Source organism: Mesorhizobium sp. P2_E10, from assembly GCF_056404235.1.
The window spans coordinates 185,503-203,156 of record NZ_JBFUEK010000007.1; the positions used below are offsets into that span (position 1 = coordinate 185,503).

The window sequence follows — 17,654 nt, forward strand, 5'->3', positions numbered from 1 at the left end:
CCCTTGAGTGATTTGCCGCGCTATTGTCGCCGCGCATCATGACATTTTTTGGCGCGTAGCCAGCGACGAGGCTAGCGCCGGGCTCGGCGGCGATCCGGTTTAGGGCCTCTCACGCCAGATCCAGTTCCACCCAAAGCCCACCCGTACCCCGCGCCTCATCACGCGGGGCACTGCGGACGGCCAAGATCGAGCCGGAGGGCGCGGCAAAGGCCGGCTTGCCGTTCTTGTTGGCCAGCCAGGCATCGTCGGCGCGGATGACGCGGCCGCTGGTCTTGGCGGCAAGTGCGGTCAGGATGGCGTCGTAGGGCATTGCGCCCCAGTGCACGTTGACGGCATCGATCTTGTTGGTCGGGATGAAGGCCGACAGGTCGGCGCTGGTCATCAAATCGAGACCTTGCTTTGGCGGCGTCGCGTTCTGGCTGCCGTGATGGGCAACCTTCAGATAGACGGTGCGCGCCATCAGATCGGCCGCGGTGACGGTCGTCTGCCCCTGCGGCCATTTCAGATCCTTCCAGCTCAGCCAGTTGCCGATCTGGGCATCGCCGGGGAAGAGAAAAACCCTGCCGGTGTCGATGAATTCGAACGCCAGCACCAGGCTGGTGTTGTTGACGCCGCGGTCGAGCTGCATGGCGAGGTCGGCGGCAATGCCGAGCCAATCGGCATCGATGCGGCGCCAGGACTGGTCGGGATCGTCATCGGGCCGGGCGTTGGCTGCGGGGCCGGAATAGTGGTCCCAGACGAAGGCGCACGTGTCGCCTGGCGCATCGGCTGCCGCGCCGGCGCTCAACGCCGCCGACAGTTCGGTGCCGACGCTGCGCTCGAAGGGGCTGAGCTCGTCGATATAGGTTCCGTCGCTGTTTTCGTTCACGGCCACGCCGGCGCTTAGCGCCCGCGCGAAGGGGCCGCCGAGGCTGAGCGGGAACATTTCGCTCGCCTTGTCCTCCAGGCGCAACGCCGCCTTGTCGCGCGGCGGGCCGAGCACGTAGACGCGCAGATTGGGCAGCGCCGGAACGGACGGCAATGGCCCGCCGGGTTCGAAATAGACGGGAGGTTTTGCCGAAAGCTTTTTGGCGGCATCGCGCGCGGCGCGCACCCTTTCGCCGGTGGCGCCGAACTGGAAGCCGAGGACGGATTGCAGGCCGTCGCGGACGCCGGCCATGAACGGGTTCAAGCCCTGCTCGGCCTCGAGCCTCTGGCTGGCGCCCTGCAGCGCCGTCAAAGCCTGGGCCTTGAATTTATCGAGCTCGATCGCCTCGGCATCGCCAGGGTTTTCGGTCCAGGCCATCCAGACCTCGCCAACGGAAAAACCCGCGAACAATTCGTCCGAGGTCAGGAAACCCGAGACATGGTCCCAGTGCTCGTGGGTGATGACGAGAACGTCGATCTTGCCGCCGGTCTCGTCCTTGATGTCGGCGACGATGTCGCCGATCAGCGCCGGTCCACCCTTGATCGAGACGTGAATGCCGCAGTCGATGAGTATGCGAAACAGCGAGCCGTCCGGCTTGGGAAAACTCAGCAAATGGCAGTCGCCGATGCCCTGGCAATAATGGCGCACGGTGACGGCGGGCAATTGGGCCGGCGCGGGCGCGGCAGGCCGGGGCGCCCTGCGGGTTGACGGTTTTCTAGACATCGTCGTCTCCATGGCTGGCATGCAGCATGGCGAAGGGTTCAGAAACCTCGCGGCCGAAATAAAGCGCCCGAAGCGGCGACAAGAAGTTCGCGGTCGCTGTCTGCGACTGGCGTTTCAGCCGATCGGCGCTGCCGGTGTTCTTGATGATCGAATAGCGGATTTCTTCCTGGCCCTGGCGCGGGTCGATGATGACGGTGGCGCCGCCCCGGAACCAGAAAAAGCCGTCGCCTTTCTTCACGCCGTTCAGCGCCGGCGTGCCGTCTAGACCCACGGGAACGCGTTGCTGGATGACGGCGATCACCTCGGTGCGGAACGAGCCATCGGGCTCGACTCGGCGGGTCGGTCGCACGCCGAAAATGTCGAACGTGGTCTCGCCCTTGCGCGCCTTGTGCATCAGCGCGCCATGCTCATCGTAGCGCGGCAAATGCGGCAGCAGGCCGAATTGGCTATGGAGATCGGGGTTGGCGACGAAAGCCTGCCGCATGGCTTTCCAGAGCGTGTAGCGGTTCTTCTCGTTGAGCGCGAAAATCTCTGAGCGATCGAGCTTCTGGTTCCAGCTCAGATCGATGTCGCGCAACAAGCCGGTCAGCCAGCTTGGCGAAGGGTCGTCGGGTGCGCTCCAGACAAGCGTCTCTTCCGATATGGTGCGCACGTCGCGAGGCAACAGCTTCCATTTGCGGAAGGATTCCATGAAGGCCAGGCGATAGTGGAGCGGGTCGTCGGGGAAGGCGTCGATGTCGGCCGTGATCAGCGCGCGCAGATACTCGCCAAAGGTGATGTCGACGGTCGGGCAATAATCGAGCGCGCGAATGCACATGGTCAGCATCTGCTGCGCGGTCTTGGCGGTCTCGTCGGTGAGGCGCTCGACCAGGCTGGGGTGCAGCGTGCCGGCGGGCAGCACGCCGGTTCCGCCGGTGGCCAGCTGTATCAAATCGTCGGTGCGGCGGCTGGCGATTGCCAGAAACGCCTGGTAGACGGCGAACACCAGGATCGAGCCGCGGTCGTGCGGCTCGAATGTCTTGTCGTAGTCGAGATCGGCCATGCCGGCGCTGCCGTAGTCACGCAATGGACCGGCGCGGCCGCTGCCCTCGCCGAATTGTTTGGCGATGCCGGACAAAAGCGTTGCCGCCGAGACATCGCCCCTCGCCTTGGCGATCTCGAAGGAGACCAGCTCCTTGAGGGTGAAATGCTGGAACAGGGCAACGATATCGGCAAAGGCCTCATGGAAGGCCGGCACGTCCGGGTTGGACGCTTCCTGGAAACGCCGGTGGAGTCCGTCGAGCAGCGCATGCGACATTTCGTGGGCGACGATGTCGCTCGACAGGCAGGAAAACACCGTCGTGCCCGGCGTGGTGACGTCACCCGCGCCGCCCTCGGCGGGGAAATAGCCGAATAGCAAGGCCTTCTTGTCGGGGCTGTAATAGGCATTTTCGGCCCGCAGCGCGTGCGGATAGATGCGCAGCCGCCGCACTTCGTTGGCCTTCATCGTCATGTCGCCGCTGCGCCCAGCGGCATAGTGCGGGGCCCACAGCGCCCGACGGCCCAGTGCACGCTCGAAATGCCCGATGGTGGTCATGGCGACGGCATAGACCATCTGCTGGTGGAACTGCGGATTGCCTTCCGATGGCGGCAAGCCGTCCTGGGCGAGCAGCATCTTGTCGTTGAGGTCGACCGGATCGTAGACGCGGTTGGACGCCGGATCGACATCGACGATCTCGAGATATTCGCCGACCGGACCAGGCAACAAGGCATTGGCGGTCGACGGCTTGTCGTCCCACGGAACGGACAGCGTTGCCTGAAAGATGGAAACGGAATCGAGCCGCTTGGCCACTGACGGATCGAGCGCGTAGATGCGCAGCCGGCGCTTTGGTGGCGGCAATGGCCGCGGCTTGCGCTTGATCGGCGGCGCCGGCTTTGTCGCCTTGCTGGCAACCGGCTTGGCGCCCGCCCTGCCCAGCGTGCTTTCGAGAAAAGCGCGCAGAGGCTTCGACGGCTTGCCCTCATCGAGAGCGGCCTCGAGATAGCGGTTGCGCGCGGCGGCCGAGATGCCTGCTGGATCGCCATCCGGGTCGGCGATCGCCTGGTCGACCGACGCGACACGCTGCGCCATCTGGGTCAGCTCCAGCGCAAACATCTTTCGGCGCTGTCGCTCCACAGGCGACAAGGGCGCCACGGAATTGCCGCCACCGATGATCAAATCAAGCCAACCCCAGGAATATTTGGCCGGCGGCAGTTTCTGCAGCTGGTTTTCGGCCCGCGGCATCACCGCGAGCGCGGCATCCGCCCGGACGACGCCCTGGCCGATTTTTTTCAATGTCTCGGCGGCTCCCATCTTGGCCGTCGACTTGGCCGCCGCGGAAAACAGCGCGAAGCGAACCGCCTCGATGCGCATCCACGGTTGTGAATAGTTCTTCACGACATCCCAATGCTCGGCCAGCCAGAGTGCGGCGGCTGCGGCGATCTGCGGCGTTGCGGCTGAGGTGCCGGACCCGTCCATGTCGACGATCTTGGCGCAGTCGATCTCCGCCCATGGCACATTCGGCGTATAGGCGCCAAGCGCCGTCGCCATCTTCGATTGCGGCCCGTAATTGCCTTGCATGGTGCCGAAGCTGAGGCCGGAATAGGCGCCGCCGTCGCCCATGACGCCGCAAGCCGCCAGCACGCGGTTGTAGCGGGCCGGAAACACGATGCTGCTCGGCGTGATGGTAAAGTTGTTGCCGGCCGCAGTGACCATCACGACGCCGTTGTCGTAGGCAAGATTGACCGCGTCGACCAGCGCTTGCGAGGTGAGACCGCCCATGCTCATCGACAGCACCTGCGCGCCTTTCGAGCGGGCATAGTCGATGCCTTGCACCACGGTGCCGGTGGTGAGCCGCACCACCCAGTCGGCGATACGCACCGGAATGATGTTTGCCTGCGGGGCGCCACCGACGAAATCGGTGAAGCCCGGCCAATGCGGTGATGTTCCGTCGAGCCTGTTGCCGGCGAGCAGGCTGAGCGTGCCGGTGCCGTGGCCGCGATTGCTGGTCAGCGTCCCTGCCGGGGCGTGATCGGTAGCGTTGTTCGGCCCGGCGCCGTCATTGACGAAATTGCGCTGCAGCGCCGTGGCCAGCGCGGCCGGCACGGTGCGATGCGCCGGATCGAAGCCGGTGTCGAGATGGGCGATGGTGATGTTGGCCTGCTTGGCGCCGACCTTGGTGCGGGCGGTCGCGAACTGGCTGAAGGCCGCACCCGCATTCCAGGCGACGCCGGCGGCCACGGTGGCCTGTCCGCCGCTTGGGTTCTGGTCGTCAAAGGTACAGGCGGGACTTGCGCTTGCCGCCATGCCACGGTCGCCGTTGGCGTCCTTGTAATCCCATTGCTGGACGAGGTCGGGCTCCACGGCCAGCACCTCGGGTCCGCCGGCCGCCCCGAAAGCCTCGCCGCGAGCGACGAGATCATGGGCGTCATCCCAGGGGTTTTGCGCGTGTTGCGCGGCAAGCCTGAACCAGGTTGCGCCGCGATCGGCGCCGGCGCCGAAATCGCTGCCGGCGGTGCCGGGCGGCACAGTCAGGATCGGCTCGACCTCGACAGCGCCGAGGCCAAGCGAAGGGCTGCCTGCGGCAAAGCCGGTACCGTCACCACGAACCTTGATCAGGAGCCCTGTCACCAGTGCCATGGCACGCCCCACTTCCCGAGCTGTCAAAGTAGAAAACTGCGGTACTGCTTTCAGACTGAAGCAATGCCGAGTGACAAGCAAGATAAGACCATCGCACCCTTTGCGTGTCATCTCTGTGATCCCTTTCACAGACGGGGAAGCGATTTGCGCGTCCCTATGGCTCGAACGGAAACGGGCATCAACGGAAACGGGCATCGCCAATGCGACCAGTCCCGCCGCGATTTATGACAGTATTTTTCAGCCGGGAGAGGTCAGCCGGGAGAGGACAGATGCGGATCTTGTTTGCCTTTGGCACATTTATCGCGGCAATAGTGTTCACCGCTCCGGCGATGGCGAACACCGATGCCTATGTCCTCATCGAAACGGAATCCGGCGCGGCAGGCGACATCTTGGCCACCAATTGGGGTTTTGGCCAATGCTTGGGACTGTCCCACAGTTTTCGCCCTGACGAGATCGTCGTCCAGATTGCTTGCGACGACCTTGCCAGCCTGAACAAGGCCGTCGGCGTCGACATCCCAGCCAAGCAGGGCGTCAAGCGCGTCACCCTGTGGATGCTGGGCAACAACCAGTAAATGCAGGAATTTCGATCACCTAGTCATTTTCACAGTTGCCGTCTGCACGCTTCCAGACACCTCCCGGCTGGGCGTGCAGACGGCCTTCTGCCACATTTGCTTTGATCGATCGCGCCGTTGTCGTACAACTATCACAGCCACGACAGACGGATTTCATCATGCCGACCGCCAGCGCGAACGACAGAAGCGATCTGCCGCGCCTCGCGCGGATTGATCCGCGCCAGTTCGATCTGCTCTTCAGCGGCTGCAAGATCGAACGCTATGCCGTCGGCCAGCATCTCTTTGTCCAGGAAGATGCCGGCGACCGCATCTACGGCGTGATGAGCGGCACGGTGGAAATCTCGATCTATTCACCGGGTGGCCAGAAGCTGGTGGCCAATATCGAACTGTCGCGCAGTCTCGTCGGCGAGATCGGCGCGCTCGACGGACGTCCGCGCACCGCCACCGCCATCTGCCTCACCAGTTGTGAACTGGTCTCGCTCAGTCGAACGCAACTCTTTGATCGTATTGAAAAAAACCCATCCCTGGCGCGCGCCATGATCGAATTGCTGTGCGCAAGGCTGCGCTGGGTCAGCGGCGAGCTCGGCGACCAGGCTTTCTTCGGCATCGAGGCAAGGCTCGCCAAGCGGCTGGTGTTTCTGGCTGAGGTGATGGCGGACAGCGCCGGATGGATTCCGATCTCGCAGTCGGAGCTCGGGGAATTCCTCGGCGCCACGCGCGAGTCGGTCAACAAGACGCTCAATGACTGGCGCAACCGCTCGATCATTGCCATTAAGCGCGGCGGCCTGCGCATAACCGACGGCGGCGTTCTTCGCCACATCGCCGAGTCTCAGGACGACGAGTGACGATTTCGGTGGCGAATCACAGCCGCGAAATCAGGTAGCGCAACGCAGACCGGCTCGGCATGAAGAAATAGCCGCCGCCCTTGGTGGTGACGAATTGCGGCATGTCCCGGAGCGTCGTGACCTTTTCCCAGGACGGAATGGTGAACTTGCCATCACCGTCGCGCGAACCGATCGTCGGGTCCTTTTCAGCAACGAGGCCCTGGAACGAGCTCGACGAAACCCAGGTCTGCTGGATGAATTCGTACTGGCGCTCGATGTCGGCGTTAAGGCACATGAAGAGCAGCCCCTTCTCGACCTTTCCAGTCTCGCCGTCCTGCTTCTCATAGGTGCGGCCGACCCGCAGGATACGGTGGCGCTTGCCGATATTGATCTGCGTGTCGCGGTCCTCGCCCAGCGAATCGCGCGGGTTGGAACGGCGTATGTGAGCCCCGAGCGGGCAGCGATGCCCTTGCGGATCCTCGGCGCCACTGGCGAAGTTGTTGTCGATGACGGGTCCCGGATGATCGGGGTTGCGCACCAGCGAGCTACCGTTCTGCCAACGGCCGAGCATCTTGGCGGCAACCCAATCTTGCGTGATGGCCTGGTTGCCGGTTTGGCTTGCCGCCAACGCCGCGGCCTTTTTGCAATAGTCGTTGAAGGTGTCGACATGCTGCTCGAACTGGCGAATGACGAGGAACGAGCCGTTGCGACCGAAATCGCGCGGCGGTGGCGGCAGGCCTGGAACAAGCCGGCTACGGCGCACCTGCGAAAGGATGCCGGTCCGATCGCGTGATGCGCTTACCGAGGGCGAGGACGGATAGAACCCGTGCTCGTCACGATAGCCGAACAGGAACTCGCCGGGCGCGACCAGATGCATTGATGCAGCGCCCCTGCTGGCGCGGGTGGTGCCGCGGACAATCGGCTGCGAAATGCCGTCGGCGAAGCCGAAATGCTCATAGGCTGGCCCACGTTCCGACTTGTCGTCACCCTTTGCCGCATTCGACGCCGCACTCGACGATTTCGTCTGCTTGTTGGTCGGACCCCGATTGACGGCGAGCGGCAGTTCAGCGGCGACCTTCATGCCTGCACCGGTCGTCTTTCGTTTCACGGCGGCGATCTCGGTCTGCAACTTTCCCGGTTCTTCCGCATAGCAGACGATGACCAGGTCGACAGGTTTCTTCAGCGACCCCCACTCCCATTCGTCCGCTGCGTCGCCTCGGTCGTCCAGGATGCGCCTACGCTCGGGGTTGCCCATGCCATGGCGAAAGGCAATCGGGAATGTGTCCAGAGGATCGTCCTCCACGCCTTCGTCGAGCCCAAGCTGCCGCAGGCCACCGGGACCAAAGGCTACCGTCATGGCTCGCCCGGCAGGCTTGCCTTCGCCGAAACTCGTCTGTTCGATAATAAAATCGAGCCAGGCCCGGCGTTTGGCTGCCGGCAATTTGTCCGGCACCTGGATCGCAAGCATATGCGAATAACCAAGCGGGCCGAACGGGCCGAAGAAGATGGACTGGATCTCGCCGGTTTCCAGCTGCTGCTCGAGAGGCGGCGGAAAGGCCGAACTGACGTTGGCCAGCACAGAGGTGGTCTTTTGAACGGTGGTCGTTTCGCTCGCCGGACGCTGCAGCGAACCGAACAGGCTCAGCCAGTCGCGCGCCTCGTTGCCGACGGCGGAAGCAATGCCGCGCCTGATCCGGGAATTGATCCGGATGCGCGTGGTGTTGAGATCGGGATAGGCGGAGTACCAGAACAGAGTTGGTACCTGTTGGCGCCGCGCCCAGCGCTTGAAGCGATCGCCGTCGCGCGCGCCGTCGAGGAACAGCCATTGTGTGCGTGGATAGCCCACGGTGTTGCTCCACACGCCGGTCAGGCCGGCGGATGCCTTGGCAATGAAGTCCTCGAGATAGCTTTCCCAGCTGCCGCCATAGTTGGAGAAGAATATCAGTCTGTTGGAGCCCGGCAGCAGCACCCAGCGGGCGAAATGGATTGTGTTGATGGTGTTGAGAAAGCCTGGCTTGAACACCTTCTGCGCGGCGATCGAGATCAGGTAGAAGGAAAACCTCAGCGCCAGCCGCCGCAGGATGCCGGCCTTCATCGTCGAAATCGCGGTCAGATGGTTCTGTGCCGCGTGGTCCTCCTTGGCGAGTATCGCGTTCAATGCAGATATGCCGATCGATGTGCTTTCCGCATGGTCCTTGTCCTCGCGGCGCCGCAGCGCCAGCAAGCACAAAAACACCAGCAGCGCCGCCGCGACCAACACCCCAAGTCCCGACAACAGGAGCGACGTGACTGCTACGGCTATGGCGGTGAAGGAGATTTCATGGGAACTGATGTCGATCGATCTGCCGAACACCACGCTGTAAGTCATGTACCAGCAAGCGGCCCAGATGACCGCCACCGTCACGAAGACCGGCGGCACCAGCAGGGTCGTCATCAAGGCACGGCCCCAATGGCCCGGCGGCTTTTCCAGCTTGCTTTCGGCCGGCTTGAATGCCCAGGCAAACGTTCCCAATGACTGGACATGCTGGCGAACTTCAGCGAGCACGGCCGGGGCGTTGCCGGTGCCCTTGCGTGGCTTCTCCACAATGTCGCGCACGGCTTCGAAAAGCGCCTGCTCGGCCTTGATGCGCTGGACCGAGTGCCCCGGCGTGCCCGAAAATACCAGCCCGGCATTGCTGCCGAAAGAGGGCGAGATGTCGACATTGTGTTTGCGCAGGAAGTCGCTCAGCGCTCCGCCTTCCGGCAAGCCGCAGGCCTTGAAGATCGGCCGCAGCCTGCTTTCGATTGCCTGCGCGACAGCAGCGATCACCTCAGCGGCGCTGCCGTCGCCGGAGATCTCGAGAACGAGCGCACCTCTTTCAAGACCTGACGCCTTGTCCGTCTCGCCGGTGCCGACAACAGCGAGGCTGGAGAAATGAATGGTGCCAGCACTGTTGAGCGCGTCGCGGATCGCGTCGCCGGCGGGGTTGCCGAGCTCTGCCACCTTGGTGCGGATGGTGTCCAACGAGGTGCCCCGGGTGACTGGACAAACAACTGTCACCATTGACTGGTCGACCGTCTTGCAAAGGGCGTCCGGTTCGAAATCAACCTTCAGGGTTTCGGGGTAAGCACCGATGCGCGTCATCCGCTCGGCCTTGCCCGGCATGCGGCGCAGACCCTGCTTCTGGAATAGAGCGCGCAGGCTCTCGCCGATCTGGATCCTGGCGATCTCGGCACCGATGCACTGATGGATGCCGTGGCCGAAGACCATGTAGTCGCGGTGCGGGCGTGACGTGTCGAACGCGTTCGGGTTCTGTACGGCGTCCGCGTCGAACATCGCCGACAGCGTTGCCGGCATCACCACAGTGCCCGCCTTCACCAGGCGCTCGCGGTGCGTGCCCTTGCCGATGATTGCGTCGCGCGCGGTGTAGCGCCACGGGCCGATCCAGATCGGCTTGAAGCGCATGGCTTCGAGAACGGCCCGGTCGAGCTTGCCGGTGTCGTTTTCGGCGAGCGCCGCGTCGATGGCCTGCCGTGCATCCGGCCGCGACAGGATCACGTCAAGGCAATTGCCGGCGGCCAGCACATTGGTCGGCACGAAGCCGGCGATCATGCCGAGCATGATCGAATGAAGGTCGGCCTTGGACAGACGCCCTTGATCCATCTGGGCAACCAGCCTCGCCAGCGGCTGCTGGCTGTTGCCCCCCTTGTCCCTGATCGCATCGATGGACCGGTCGATAACCTTGATCAGCCGATCGCCGGCGACCACTGCAAGTTGGCGTACGGTGGGTTCCCCGCTCGGATCGGAAAAAAACAACGCGCTTAAAGCTATGGACCAGTCGGCAAATTCGGATTCATTGTCGATCTCGATACCGAAATAGTCGCGGCAGATGTGCACCGGAACGAGCTTCATCAATCCAGAGATCGCATCGAATCCGGGCCTGGCGCGGGTCATGATCTCCTGCGAATGGCGCGCGGCGATCGGCCTGACGGCGGCTTCCACTTCGGCTGGCGGAAAGGCGCTCAGTACCGACGATTTCATGCGGCGGTAGTCGGCGCCGTCCTGCATGCCGAGGATGAAATTGGACCCCCGCGCGAACTCGGTCATTTCCGGGCCGTACGGGGTCTGGAATTCGTCGCCGCGCTCCAGTATGTCGCGGACATCGGCGCTCTTGGTGACGAGCAGAACCCCGAGCACGGTGATGTTCGGGCGGAAGCGTCGCAAGAAGGCCAACCAGACGCGTGGATGATCTTCGACGATGAATTCACCGATGCGCGCCAACAGGCCCGTTTTGCGGAGCCGACCCAGATCGAATGCCGGCATCTCCGACAGCGGGCGCTGGTTTTCTTGGGCCTTGCGAATGCCGTCGAAATATTTTGTCATGCGCGTTCAAGCCCCCCGGCTGTCCACGTCATTGCGATGCCGGCTCTCAAAGGCCTATGGTTGCATCGGCTCTGCGTATGTGAATTTTTTCACAGTTGTCAGCGTTCGGCGAGCCAATGACAGCAGCTCATTTGGCGCCTTCGAAATTGGCGATCAGGAATTCGTTTGCCGCCTTGTCCGCGAACGGTATCCAGCGAACCCTCTGCTCGGAAAAATCGGGGTGCCTCGTAGCGAAAATGGCCATTTCGTGCCGCGCCTGTTCCGGCCGACCGCTTCGCATCAGCGCGCCGATCTTCAGGAACCTGGCGTAGAAATAGCCGGGCGACAGGTTGAGCGAACGGTCGGCGGTGGCGATGGCAGACGGCCAGTCCTCGACGAAACTATAAGCCGCCGTCAATTCCCCCAGATTGTGGAACCGGTAGAGATCGAAGGGGCTCAGTCGCTCGGCATCAACAAAGAACGGTATGGCGGCGGCGGCATTGCCGAGCAGCAGATGGGCACTGCCCATCCCCGAGCGCGCAAAGGCAAAGCTCGGATTGATGTGGATCGCTTCCGCCAGATGCTCGACCGCGACTCCGGGTTTTCCCCGCATGATCGCGACGGCGCCGAGATGGGCATGCGGACGCGCATCGAGACTGTCCATCAGCAGCGCCTTGCGCGCGAACTGCTCGACCTTGTTTAAATCGTCGCCATCGCCGGAACGCAGCCACGCCCGCCAGAAATACCACCATGCCAGTTCGTTGAGCACGGCACTCGAATTGGCGTCTTCCTGGTAGGCTTTCTCGAAAAATTCCAGCGCGGTTTCGGTGTCGCCGCGGGTGCGCCGGTTCATGTGCCAGCGCCCTCGCCGCACCAACTGCCAGGTTTCGAGGCTTTCCCACGGCACCTGGAACGTTCGCGCCTGCTCCGCCCGGTCGACCTCCTTGTCGAGGATCGAGACGATCTCCGCGCCGATCTGGTCGCGCAGCTCGAATATGTCGACGAGATCGCGATCGAAGCGCTGCGACCAGACGAGTCGCCCGTTTGACGCATCGGCCAGCGAGGTGTGCAGGCGTATCTGGCCGCCGTTGCGCATCAACGTGCCGCTGACGATGTAGCGTGCACCAAGCGCGTTGCCGATCACCCGCGTTCCCAGAGTATCGTCGCGGAACTGGAAGCTGGAGCCTTTGGCGATAACCGAGAGCCATCTGGTGTTGGAAAGACCATAGATGATGTCCTCGGCGATGCCGTCCGCCATATAGCCGACGTCGCGCTCGTCGCCATCACTCTGGAACGGCAGGACGGCGATCGCGGGCGGACCTTTGGGCGACAGCTTCTGCTGTGCATTAACCTGAGGAATGGCCGCAAACGATGCCGCCGGCGAGGAACCGTTGTCGCTGCGACCCGCGATCAGAACGCGCACCGGCAGCGCGATATTCTTCAGCATGAATTCGCCAAGATCGGTGAACTCGGCTGCCGTCTTGTCTTTCACATGGTGCCATGTCGTCTCTGAAACGGCGAGGCCGTCGCGCGGTGCGAATTCCTGGATTCTGGCGGCGATGTTGACGTCGTCGCCGTAGAGGCGGCCTTCGCGAACGATGACGTCGCCGGTGTTGATGCCGGCCCGAAAGGGCATGCGCATGTCTTCGGCAACCGATGCATTGAGCGTAACGATCCGCCCCTGGAAATCGAAGGCCGCGCGCAGCGCCTCGATCGGATTGCCGAATTCGGCCATGATGCTGTCGCCGGCATCGCCGAACGTGCGGCCGCCAAATGTGCCGCAGCTGTCGGCGATAATGTCGCGGCGCTCCTCGAAGGCGGCGACGGCGGATTCGTCGTCGATACCCATCAAGCGCGAAAATCCGACAGCATCGATAGAAATAATCGTCGCCAGCTGACGGGTGTAATTCCGTTCAGCCATTTTCACGCCTCGGTCCTTCTGGCTCTGCTCCAGCACAGGGACTACCCGCTCCTGAACATTTTCGCCGCTTTTCTGAAAGAAAATATCAGCAGGTGCGGCGCGCCGATGCCGCCCTGTCCCATCAGGAAGTCTAACAGGGTCTTGGTGAAAGCTCTACCACGATCAGCTAATGGAAGGCATAGCGCGGCAGCATCAATGGTTACTTGATCGTTACCTAATATTCTGTACGGCATATTCGTCCTACGCATTGAAACAAAATGGCTTTTACCAATATTAGACGATGCTCATGGACATATTGGACCTACTTTTAGATGGACCTGGATCGCCGGCTCAATCAGGAGGCGAAACCGGTTCTGGGCGCGACGGAACAAACCGGCATGGAAGCGAGTTTTCCTACACAATTCACGCCAACATGAAATGAGGGCAATCATGCGCATTGTTGTTCTGGCGATCGGTCTGGCAGGTCTCCTCGTCAGCGGATCGGCTTTCGCGGCCGACGACAAACCGCTGCCGCCGCCGAATGCAAAAAAGCTCTCGGAAATCATCGCCAAGGTCGAGCAGCGCGACGGCTTTCGCTATGTGAAGGAGGTCGATTGGGACAGCGACGGCTACACCGTCACCTACTACACGACCGACAAGGCAAAGGTTGAGATCACCTACGACCCGGTGACCGCCGCGCCGAAATAGCATCGCAGCTGGATTGTTATGCCGGACATTCCGTTTGGCGCGCATTTTCCCTAGAGTGCCCACCATCGAACAATGGGGGCGGTCATGCGTTATTGCAGCCGAATTTCCAACCGGCTGTTGCCAGCCGTCGTCATGGCCGGCGGCCTTGCCGTTCTTGGTCCGGCACGCGCCGAGGGGCCGTCCTTCGATTGTGGAAGGGCGAGTTCGCCAACGGAAAAGGCGATCTGTGCAGACCCGCAACTGTCGGCAATAGAGGCGCTGATAGCCAAGGCCTTCAAGTATTTCGAGCCGGCCTTTGGTGGCGACAAGCGCAAGATCGCCCGCGCGCTGGTCGCCGACCGCGACGCCTGCAAGAGCGACGTCGCTTGTATCGTCAGCGCGCAGAACAACGCACTGCAAACATTCGGCTTCTCGCCGCATTGGGTCGAAGCCTACAATGAAGGACTGATCGGCAAGAAGGCACTGGACACCGGGGCACGCGAACCCAAAGGCGCCAACCAGCCCCTCCCCGCCGCGATCGGCCAATGCTCGGTCACCCATATCGCCACGCTTACGACACGGCTCGGCGACGATCCTCTCGCCACCGCCTCGGCTGACGGTGGTGCCGCCGCGACCTTCGTCAATGGTGGCTCGGCGGTTTCCTATGAGCGCGATCCGGGGCTGGCCGCTTCGACGGTCGGTGACCCCGCCGTGCTGTGCCTGATGTCCATCCCCAGGGATTGCCCCGAAGGCGATTTGCGCGGCAGGGTCTATTATGGCGTCGATCTGAATTTTGAAAGTGCCTGGTGGGTGCTGCCGGATTCGGAGCATCTGTGCGGCGGTGCCTGAGCGCACCGGGCAAAGGCGGAGCCAGCGGCAACAGTCTCTTCAGCCACCACTTGCGCCATTTCGTCTTTGATGGCTGACTGCGCCTTATGATTGCATCGCACGGGGGCGCGCGTGGCTACTGTAGGGCATGTCTTGAAACGCATCCTGATGATGCTCGCCGGCTATTTCGTTGCGGTGTTGGTCGGTCTGGTCGCGGTGGCGGCGATCTACGGCGCGCTGAGTTCATTGCCCAATGCGCCGGACTATTTCGATGCCATGGGCGTCACGCCCATCGCGGTGCTGCTGGTGCCGCCGGTCGGCATGTTCGTGTACTTCCTGACGATCATCCTGACAGGCCTGCAATCACTGATCTTTGCGCTGATCGCCGAATTCTTTTCGCTGCGCAATTTCGTACTGCACATGCTGTTCGGCGCCACATCGGCGGCTGCGGGCTTTCTTCTGATCTGGCCAGGCGCGCCGGAAGATACGGAGCGCTGGGCCGATATAGGCATCATCGCCGCCGCCGGCCTTGTCGCAGGCCTGATCTATTGGCTGATTGCCGGGCGCGAAGCCGGGTTTCGTCGCCCGCTTTATCAACGCTTTGATCAAACCTAGAATTGGCCCATTCCGAATTGGGATGGGATTCAGCTCGTCGGCGAGCGCACTGCCTCGGTCGCATCCAGCGCCTGCATCAGCCGCGTATCGCGATCATAGACGTCGTTGAAATATTCGACATTGCCGGACAGGTTCGGCCAGGCGGTGAAATAGGCGGCATAGACCGGGATCTTGCGCGTCACGTCTTCGGTCGCATGGCCGTGCTTCAGCTTCTCGGCGACGTCGTCGACAGAGACGCCGAGCACTGCCGCCGCCATGCCGCGCGGATCCTGCAGGCGAATACAGCCGTGGCTCAGCGCCCGCATGTCACGCTCGAAGAACGACTTTTGCGGCGTGTCGTGCATGTAGATGGCGTGCTTGTTGGGAAACAGGATTTTCAGTTCACCGAGCGCATTGGCTTCGCTTGGCTGCTGGCGCACGCTGTAGGGAATGTTGGCGCCGTAGGCGCCCCAATCGACCGAGGACGAAGGAACCCGCTTGCCGCGCGAATCGGTCACTTCGTAGCCAGCACGGTCGAGATAGCCAGGATCGTTGCGCAAGCGCGGCAGCATCTCATTGACGATGATCGACTGCGGCACGCCCCAATAGGGGTGGAAATCGACCTGCTTGATCTCCTTGAAGAAGAAGGCGGTCTGGTTGGTGGTCTTGCCGATGACGACGCGGGTCTTCAGCTTTTCCTCGCCATTGTCGATATAGGTTGCGGTGAATGCGGGCTGGTTGATGAAAACGCGCGGACTGCCGAGATCGGATGGCATCCAGCGCAACTCTTCCAGCGCGACCTGCACTTTCTGCAGCCTGTCGGCTTTGGAGGTTCCGGCCAGCGACGCGACCGTGCGCGGGCCGATGACCCCATCGCCCTTCATGCCGGCCTTCACCTGCACGGCCTTGATGACCGGCACCAGTTCGGGAACATAGACTTCGCTGGCGCCGAGCCGGGCCAGGATCTCGCCATAGGCCCCGCCCATCTCGTCATCGAGATTGCGCGCGATGAGCGTCAGCAGCTTCGGCAGTTCGGGACTGGTTTCGCCCGGCTTCAACAACAGCTTGGGGTCGACGACGATTTCGTTTTCGGCACTGGCCTGCAAAGATTCCAGTTCGACGCGCAGCGCCTGGTATTCCGGGTTCTGCGGATGGCGCGATTCGAGATAGGTGCGCACTTCCTGGGTGTGCGCCAGCGTCTTCAGCACGGCTTCCATGTCGACCGGCTTGGGCGGAAATTCGTAGTAGCCGGTCATGCGGTTGGGATCGACGCGGCCGCTTTGGGCATCATGGGCGTAGCGCAGGACGCGCGCCGACAGCGCCATCTCAAAGCGGACGAGTTCCTTCATCTGGGCATTGGCATCGCCGGCCGACGCGCTGGCGGCCGGCACTTCGACCGTGTAGTCAGCAGGCGTGAGGCCGTAGCTCGCCGCTTCGCCGAGCACGCGCACGGCATCCTGGGCGCGGCTGTTGACGGTCGTTCCGGTCACCCAGATGAAATCCGGGTTGGCCGAATAGTAGGCGATCAGCGCCTTGGCGATGTCGGGTTCTGCATAGAGTTCATAGTCGCTCAGCCCGGCAACCGCTTCGCGGAAGGCGGTGCTCGTCGCCGATGGCACAAAGGCGGCGTCCTCGGCCGTCGCCACCTGGGGCTGCGCTGCAACCAGCGACGCGAAGTCGACGCGCACCAGCCGGTCGGCCTTGTAGGTGTAGTAGGACGGGCTGCTAATCCTGGTGCCGCCGCCACCGCCAGCTGCCGGGGGTTTGCGCTTGGGCGGCGGAGGAAATTCGCCTTGCTGCCCGTGCTTGATGCCGCCGCCAAAAAGCATATCGAACAGCCCCTGTGCGCCTGCCTGCGGCGCCCCGAAGGCCAGCGTCGCTGCAACCGCTGCGAGCGGCACCAAGGTTGCTCTTTTTCCAAGGAATTTCATGGATCACCCGCTCCGGTCGCAACCGGCCCCGTTCCGCGCCGCTAGATTGTCTCGCCCACCGCATGGCGGATGTAAGGCGCAACTATACCGATTCATACTGATTTCGTTAAGCTTCCATAAATTTCGGTGGGTCTGTTGCAGAACGGTTTCACAACATCGTGACGGTCGAAGCGATTTTGGCAGGGGCGATGACCGGCCCCGACACGGCGTGACAAAGGCCGGCCGTTGTGCTGGAAATCCGCAAGGCCGGCAAACACGCGGTCGGGAGGATAGCCGGTGAAAAAGGGATATCGTGAGCTGCTCGATGAGGCCAATGCCGAGATCGAAGTGGTCTCGCCTGAGGAAGCGGCTGATCTGCTTGACGACGAAGCAACGATCTTCGTCGACCTGCGCGATCCGCGCGAAGTGGAGCGGGACGGCAAGATCCCCGGCGCAAAACATGTCACCCGCGGCATGCTGGAATTCTGGATCGACCCGGAAAGCCCGTACCACAAGCCGTTCTTCGCCTCAGGAAAGAGTTTTGTCTTCTTCTGCGCCGGCGGCTGGCGCTCGGCGCTTGCCACCAAGACGGCGCAGGATATGGGGCTTTCGCCGGTGAAGCATATTCTCGGCGGCTACACCGCCTGGAAAGCGGCCGGGCTGCCGGTCGAGCCCGGCGAGAAGAAGAAACAGACCGTGTAAGCCCGAC

11 protein-coding genes are annotated in these 17,654 nt (G+C 62.6%); 6 read left to right on the forward strand and 5 right to left on the reverse strand.

Annotated elements, in window-relative coordinates; genetic code table 11:
• Positions 1–109 precede the first annotated feature (109 nt).
• Complete coding sequence (locus tag AC1D0N_RS20300) at positions 110–1,630, reverse strand: MBL fold metallo-hydrolase (RefSeq protein ID WP_477246978.1); 1,521 nt, start codon at positions 1,628–1,630, stop codon at positions 110–112.
• Positions 1,623–5,288, reverse strand: a complete 3,666-nt coding sequence (locus AC1D0N_RS20305) for a S8 family serine peptidase (protein ID WP_477246980.1) — start codon at positions 5,286–5,288, stop codon at positions 1,623–1,625. Before AC1D0N_RS20305 ends, AC1D0N_RS20300 begins: the two co-directional genes overlap by 8 nt.
• A 269-nt stretch (positions 5,289–5,557) precedes the next feature.
• Between AC1D0N_RS20305 and AC1D0N_RS20310 the strand changes: the two genes are divergently transcribed.
• Together AC1D0N_RS20310 and AC1D0N_RS20315 are read left to right on the forward strand one after the other, a co-directional pair.
• Positions 5,558–5,860 (forward strand): hypothetical protein, encoded by a 303-nt coding sequence (locus AC1D0N_RS20310; RefSeq protein ID WP_477246982.1) that lies wholly within the window; start codon positions 5,558–5,560, stop codon positions 5,858–5,860.
• A 158-nt stretch (positions 5,861–6,018) separates the two neighbouring features.
• Positions 6,019–6,705 (forward strand): Crp/Fnr family transcriptional regulator, encoded by a 687-nt coding sequence (locus AC1D0N_RS20315; RefSeq protein WP_477246984.1) that lies wholly within the window; start codon positions 6,019–6,021, stop codon positions 6,703–6,705.
• Positions 6,706–6,721: 16 nt separating this feature from the next.
• Here the strand turns inward: AC1D0N_RS20315 and AC1D0N_RS20320 are convergent, their stop codons facing one another.
• Together AC1D0N_RS20320 and AC1D0N_RS20325 are read right to left on the reverse strand one after the other, a co-directional pair.
• A complete protein-coding gene (locus tag AC1D0N_RS20320) occupies positions 6,722–11,047 on the reverse strand; it encodes a cytochrome P450 (protein WP_477246986.1) in 4,326 nt (1,441 codons plus the stop codon).
• 127 nt (positions 11,048–11,174) lie between these two features.
• Positions 11,175–12,947, reverse strand: a complete 1,773-nt coding sequence (locus AC1D0N_RS20325) for an adenylate/guanylate cyclase domain-containing protein (RefSeq protein ID WP_477246988.1) — start codon at positions 12,945–12,947, stop codon at positions 11,175–11,177.
• Between the two features lie 429 nt (positions 12,948–13,376).
• Here AC1D0N_RS20325 and AC1D0N_RS20330 point away from each other — a divergent pair, with 429 nt between their 5' ends.
• The 3 genes from AC1D0N_RS20330 (at position 13,377) to AC1D0N_RS20340 (ending at position 15,056) form a co-directional block, all read left to right on the forward strand.
• The gene (locus tag AC1D0N_RS20330) at positions 13,377–13,634 is read left to right on the forward strand and encodes a PepSY domain-containing protein (protein WP_477246990.1); all 258 of its coding nucleotides are present in this window, start codon (positions 13,377–13,379) and stop codon (positions 13,632–13,634) included.
• 84 nt (positions 13,635–13,718) lie between these two features.
• Positions 13,719–14,462 (forward strand): lysozyme inhibitor LprI family protein, encoded by a 744-nt coding sequence (locus AC1D0N_RS20335; RefSeq protein ID WP_477246992.1) that lies wholly within the window; start codon positions 13,719–13,721, stop codon positions 14,460–14,462.
• A 147-nt stretch (positions 14,463–14,609) separates the two neighbouring features.
• Positions 14,610–15,056, forward strand: coding sequence for a hypothetical protein (locus tag AC1D0N_RS20340; protein WP_477247198.1), 447 nt, complete (start codon positions 14,610–14,612; stop codon positions 15,054–15,056).
• A gap of 29 nt (positions 15,057–15,085) precedes the next feature.
• Here AC1D0N_RS20340 and AC1D0N_RS20345 read toward each other — a convergent pair whose 3' ends face one another.
• Positions 15,086–16,966 (reverse strand): L,D-transpeptidase family protein, encoded by a 1,881-nt coding sequence (locus AC1D0N_RS20345; protein WP_477246994.1) that lies wholly within the window; start codon positions 16,964–16,966, stop codon positions 15,086–15,088.
• 276 nt (positions 16,967–17,242) lie between these two features.
• Here AC1D0N_RS20345 and AC1D0N_RS20350 point away from each other — a divergent pair, with 276 nt between their 5' ends.
• Positions 17,243–17,647, forward strand: coding sequence for a rhodanese-like domain-containing protein (locus AC1D0N_RS20350; protein WP_477246996.1), 405 nt, complete (start codon positions 17,243–17,245; stop codon positions 17,645–17,647).
• Positions 17,648–17,654 lie beyond the last annotated feature (7 nt).

Coding starts and splice junctions, on each gene's coding strand:
- AC1D0N_RS20300 (WP_477246978.1), bottom strand. CDS start 1,630: ATGTCTAGAAAACCGTCAACCCGCAGGGCGCCCCGGCCTGCCGCGCCC.
- AC1D0N_RS20305 (WP_477246980.1), bottom strand. CDS start 5,288: ATGGCACTGGTGACAGGGCTCCTGATCAAGGTTCGTGGTGACGGTACC.
- AC1D0N_RS20310 (WP_477246982.1), top strand. CDS start 5,558: ATGCGGATCTTGTTTGCCTTTGGCACATTTATCGCGGCAATAGTGTTC.
- AC1D0N_RS20315 (WP_477246984.1), top strand. CDS start 6,019: ATGCCGACCGCCAGCGCGAACGACAGAAGCGATCTGCCGCGCCTCGCG.
- AC1D0N_RS20320 (WP_477246986.1), bottom strand. CDS start 11,047: ATGACAAAATATTTCGACGGCATTCGCAAGGCCCAAGAAAACCAGCGC.
- AC1D0N_RS20325 (WP_477246988.1), bottom strand. CDS start 12,947: ATGGCTGAACGGAATTACACCCGTCAGCTGGCGACGATTATTTCTATC.
- AC1D0N_RS20330 (WP_477246990.1), top strand. CDS start 13,377: ATGCGCATTGTTGTTCTGGCGATCGGTCTGGCAGGTCTCCTCGTCAGC.
- AC1D0N_RS20335 (WP_477246992.1), top strand. CDS start 13,719: ATGCGTTATTGCAGCCGAATTTCCAACCGGCTGTTGCCAGCCGTCGTC.
- AC1D0N_RS20340 (WP_477247198.1), top strand. CDS start 14,610: ATGATGCTCGCCGGCTATTTCGTTGCGGTGTTGGTCGGTCTGGTCGCG.
- AC1D0N_RS20345 (WP_477246994.1), bottom strand. CDS start 16,966: ATGAAATTCCTTGGAAAAAGAGCAACCTTGGTGCCGCTCGCAGCGGTT.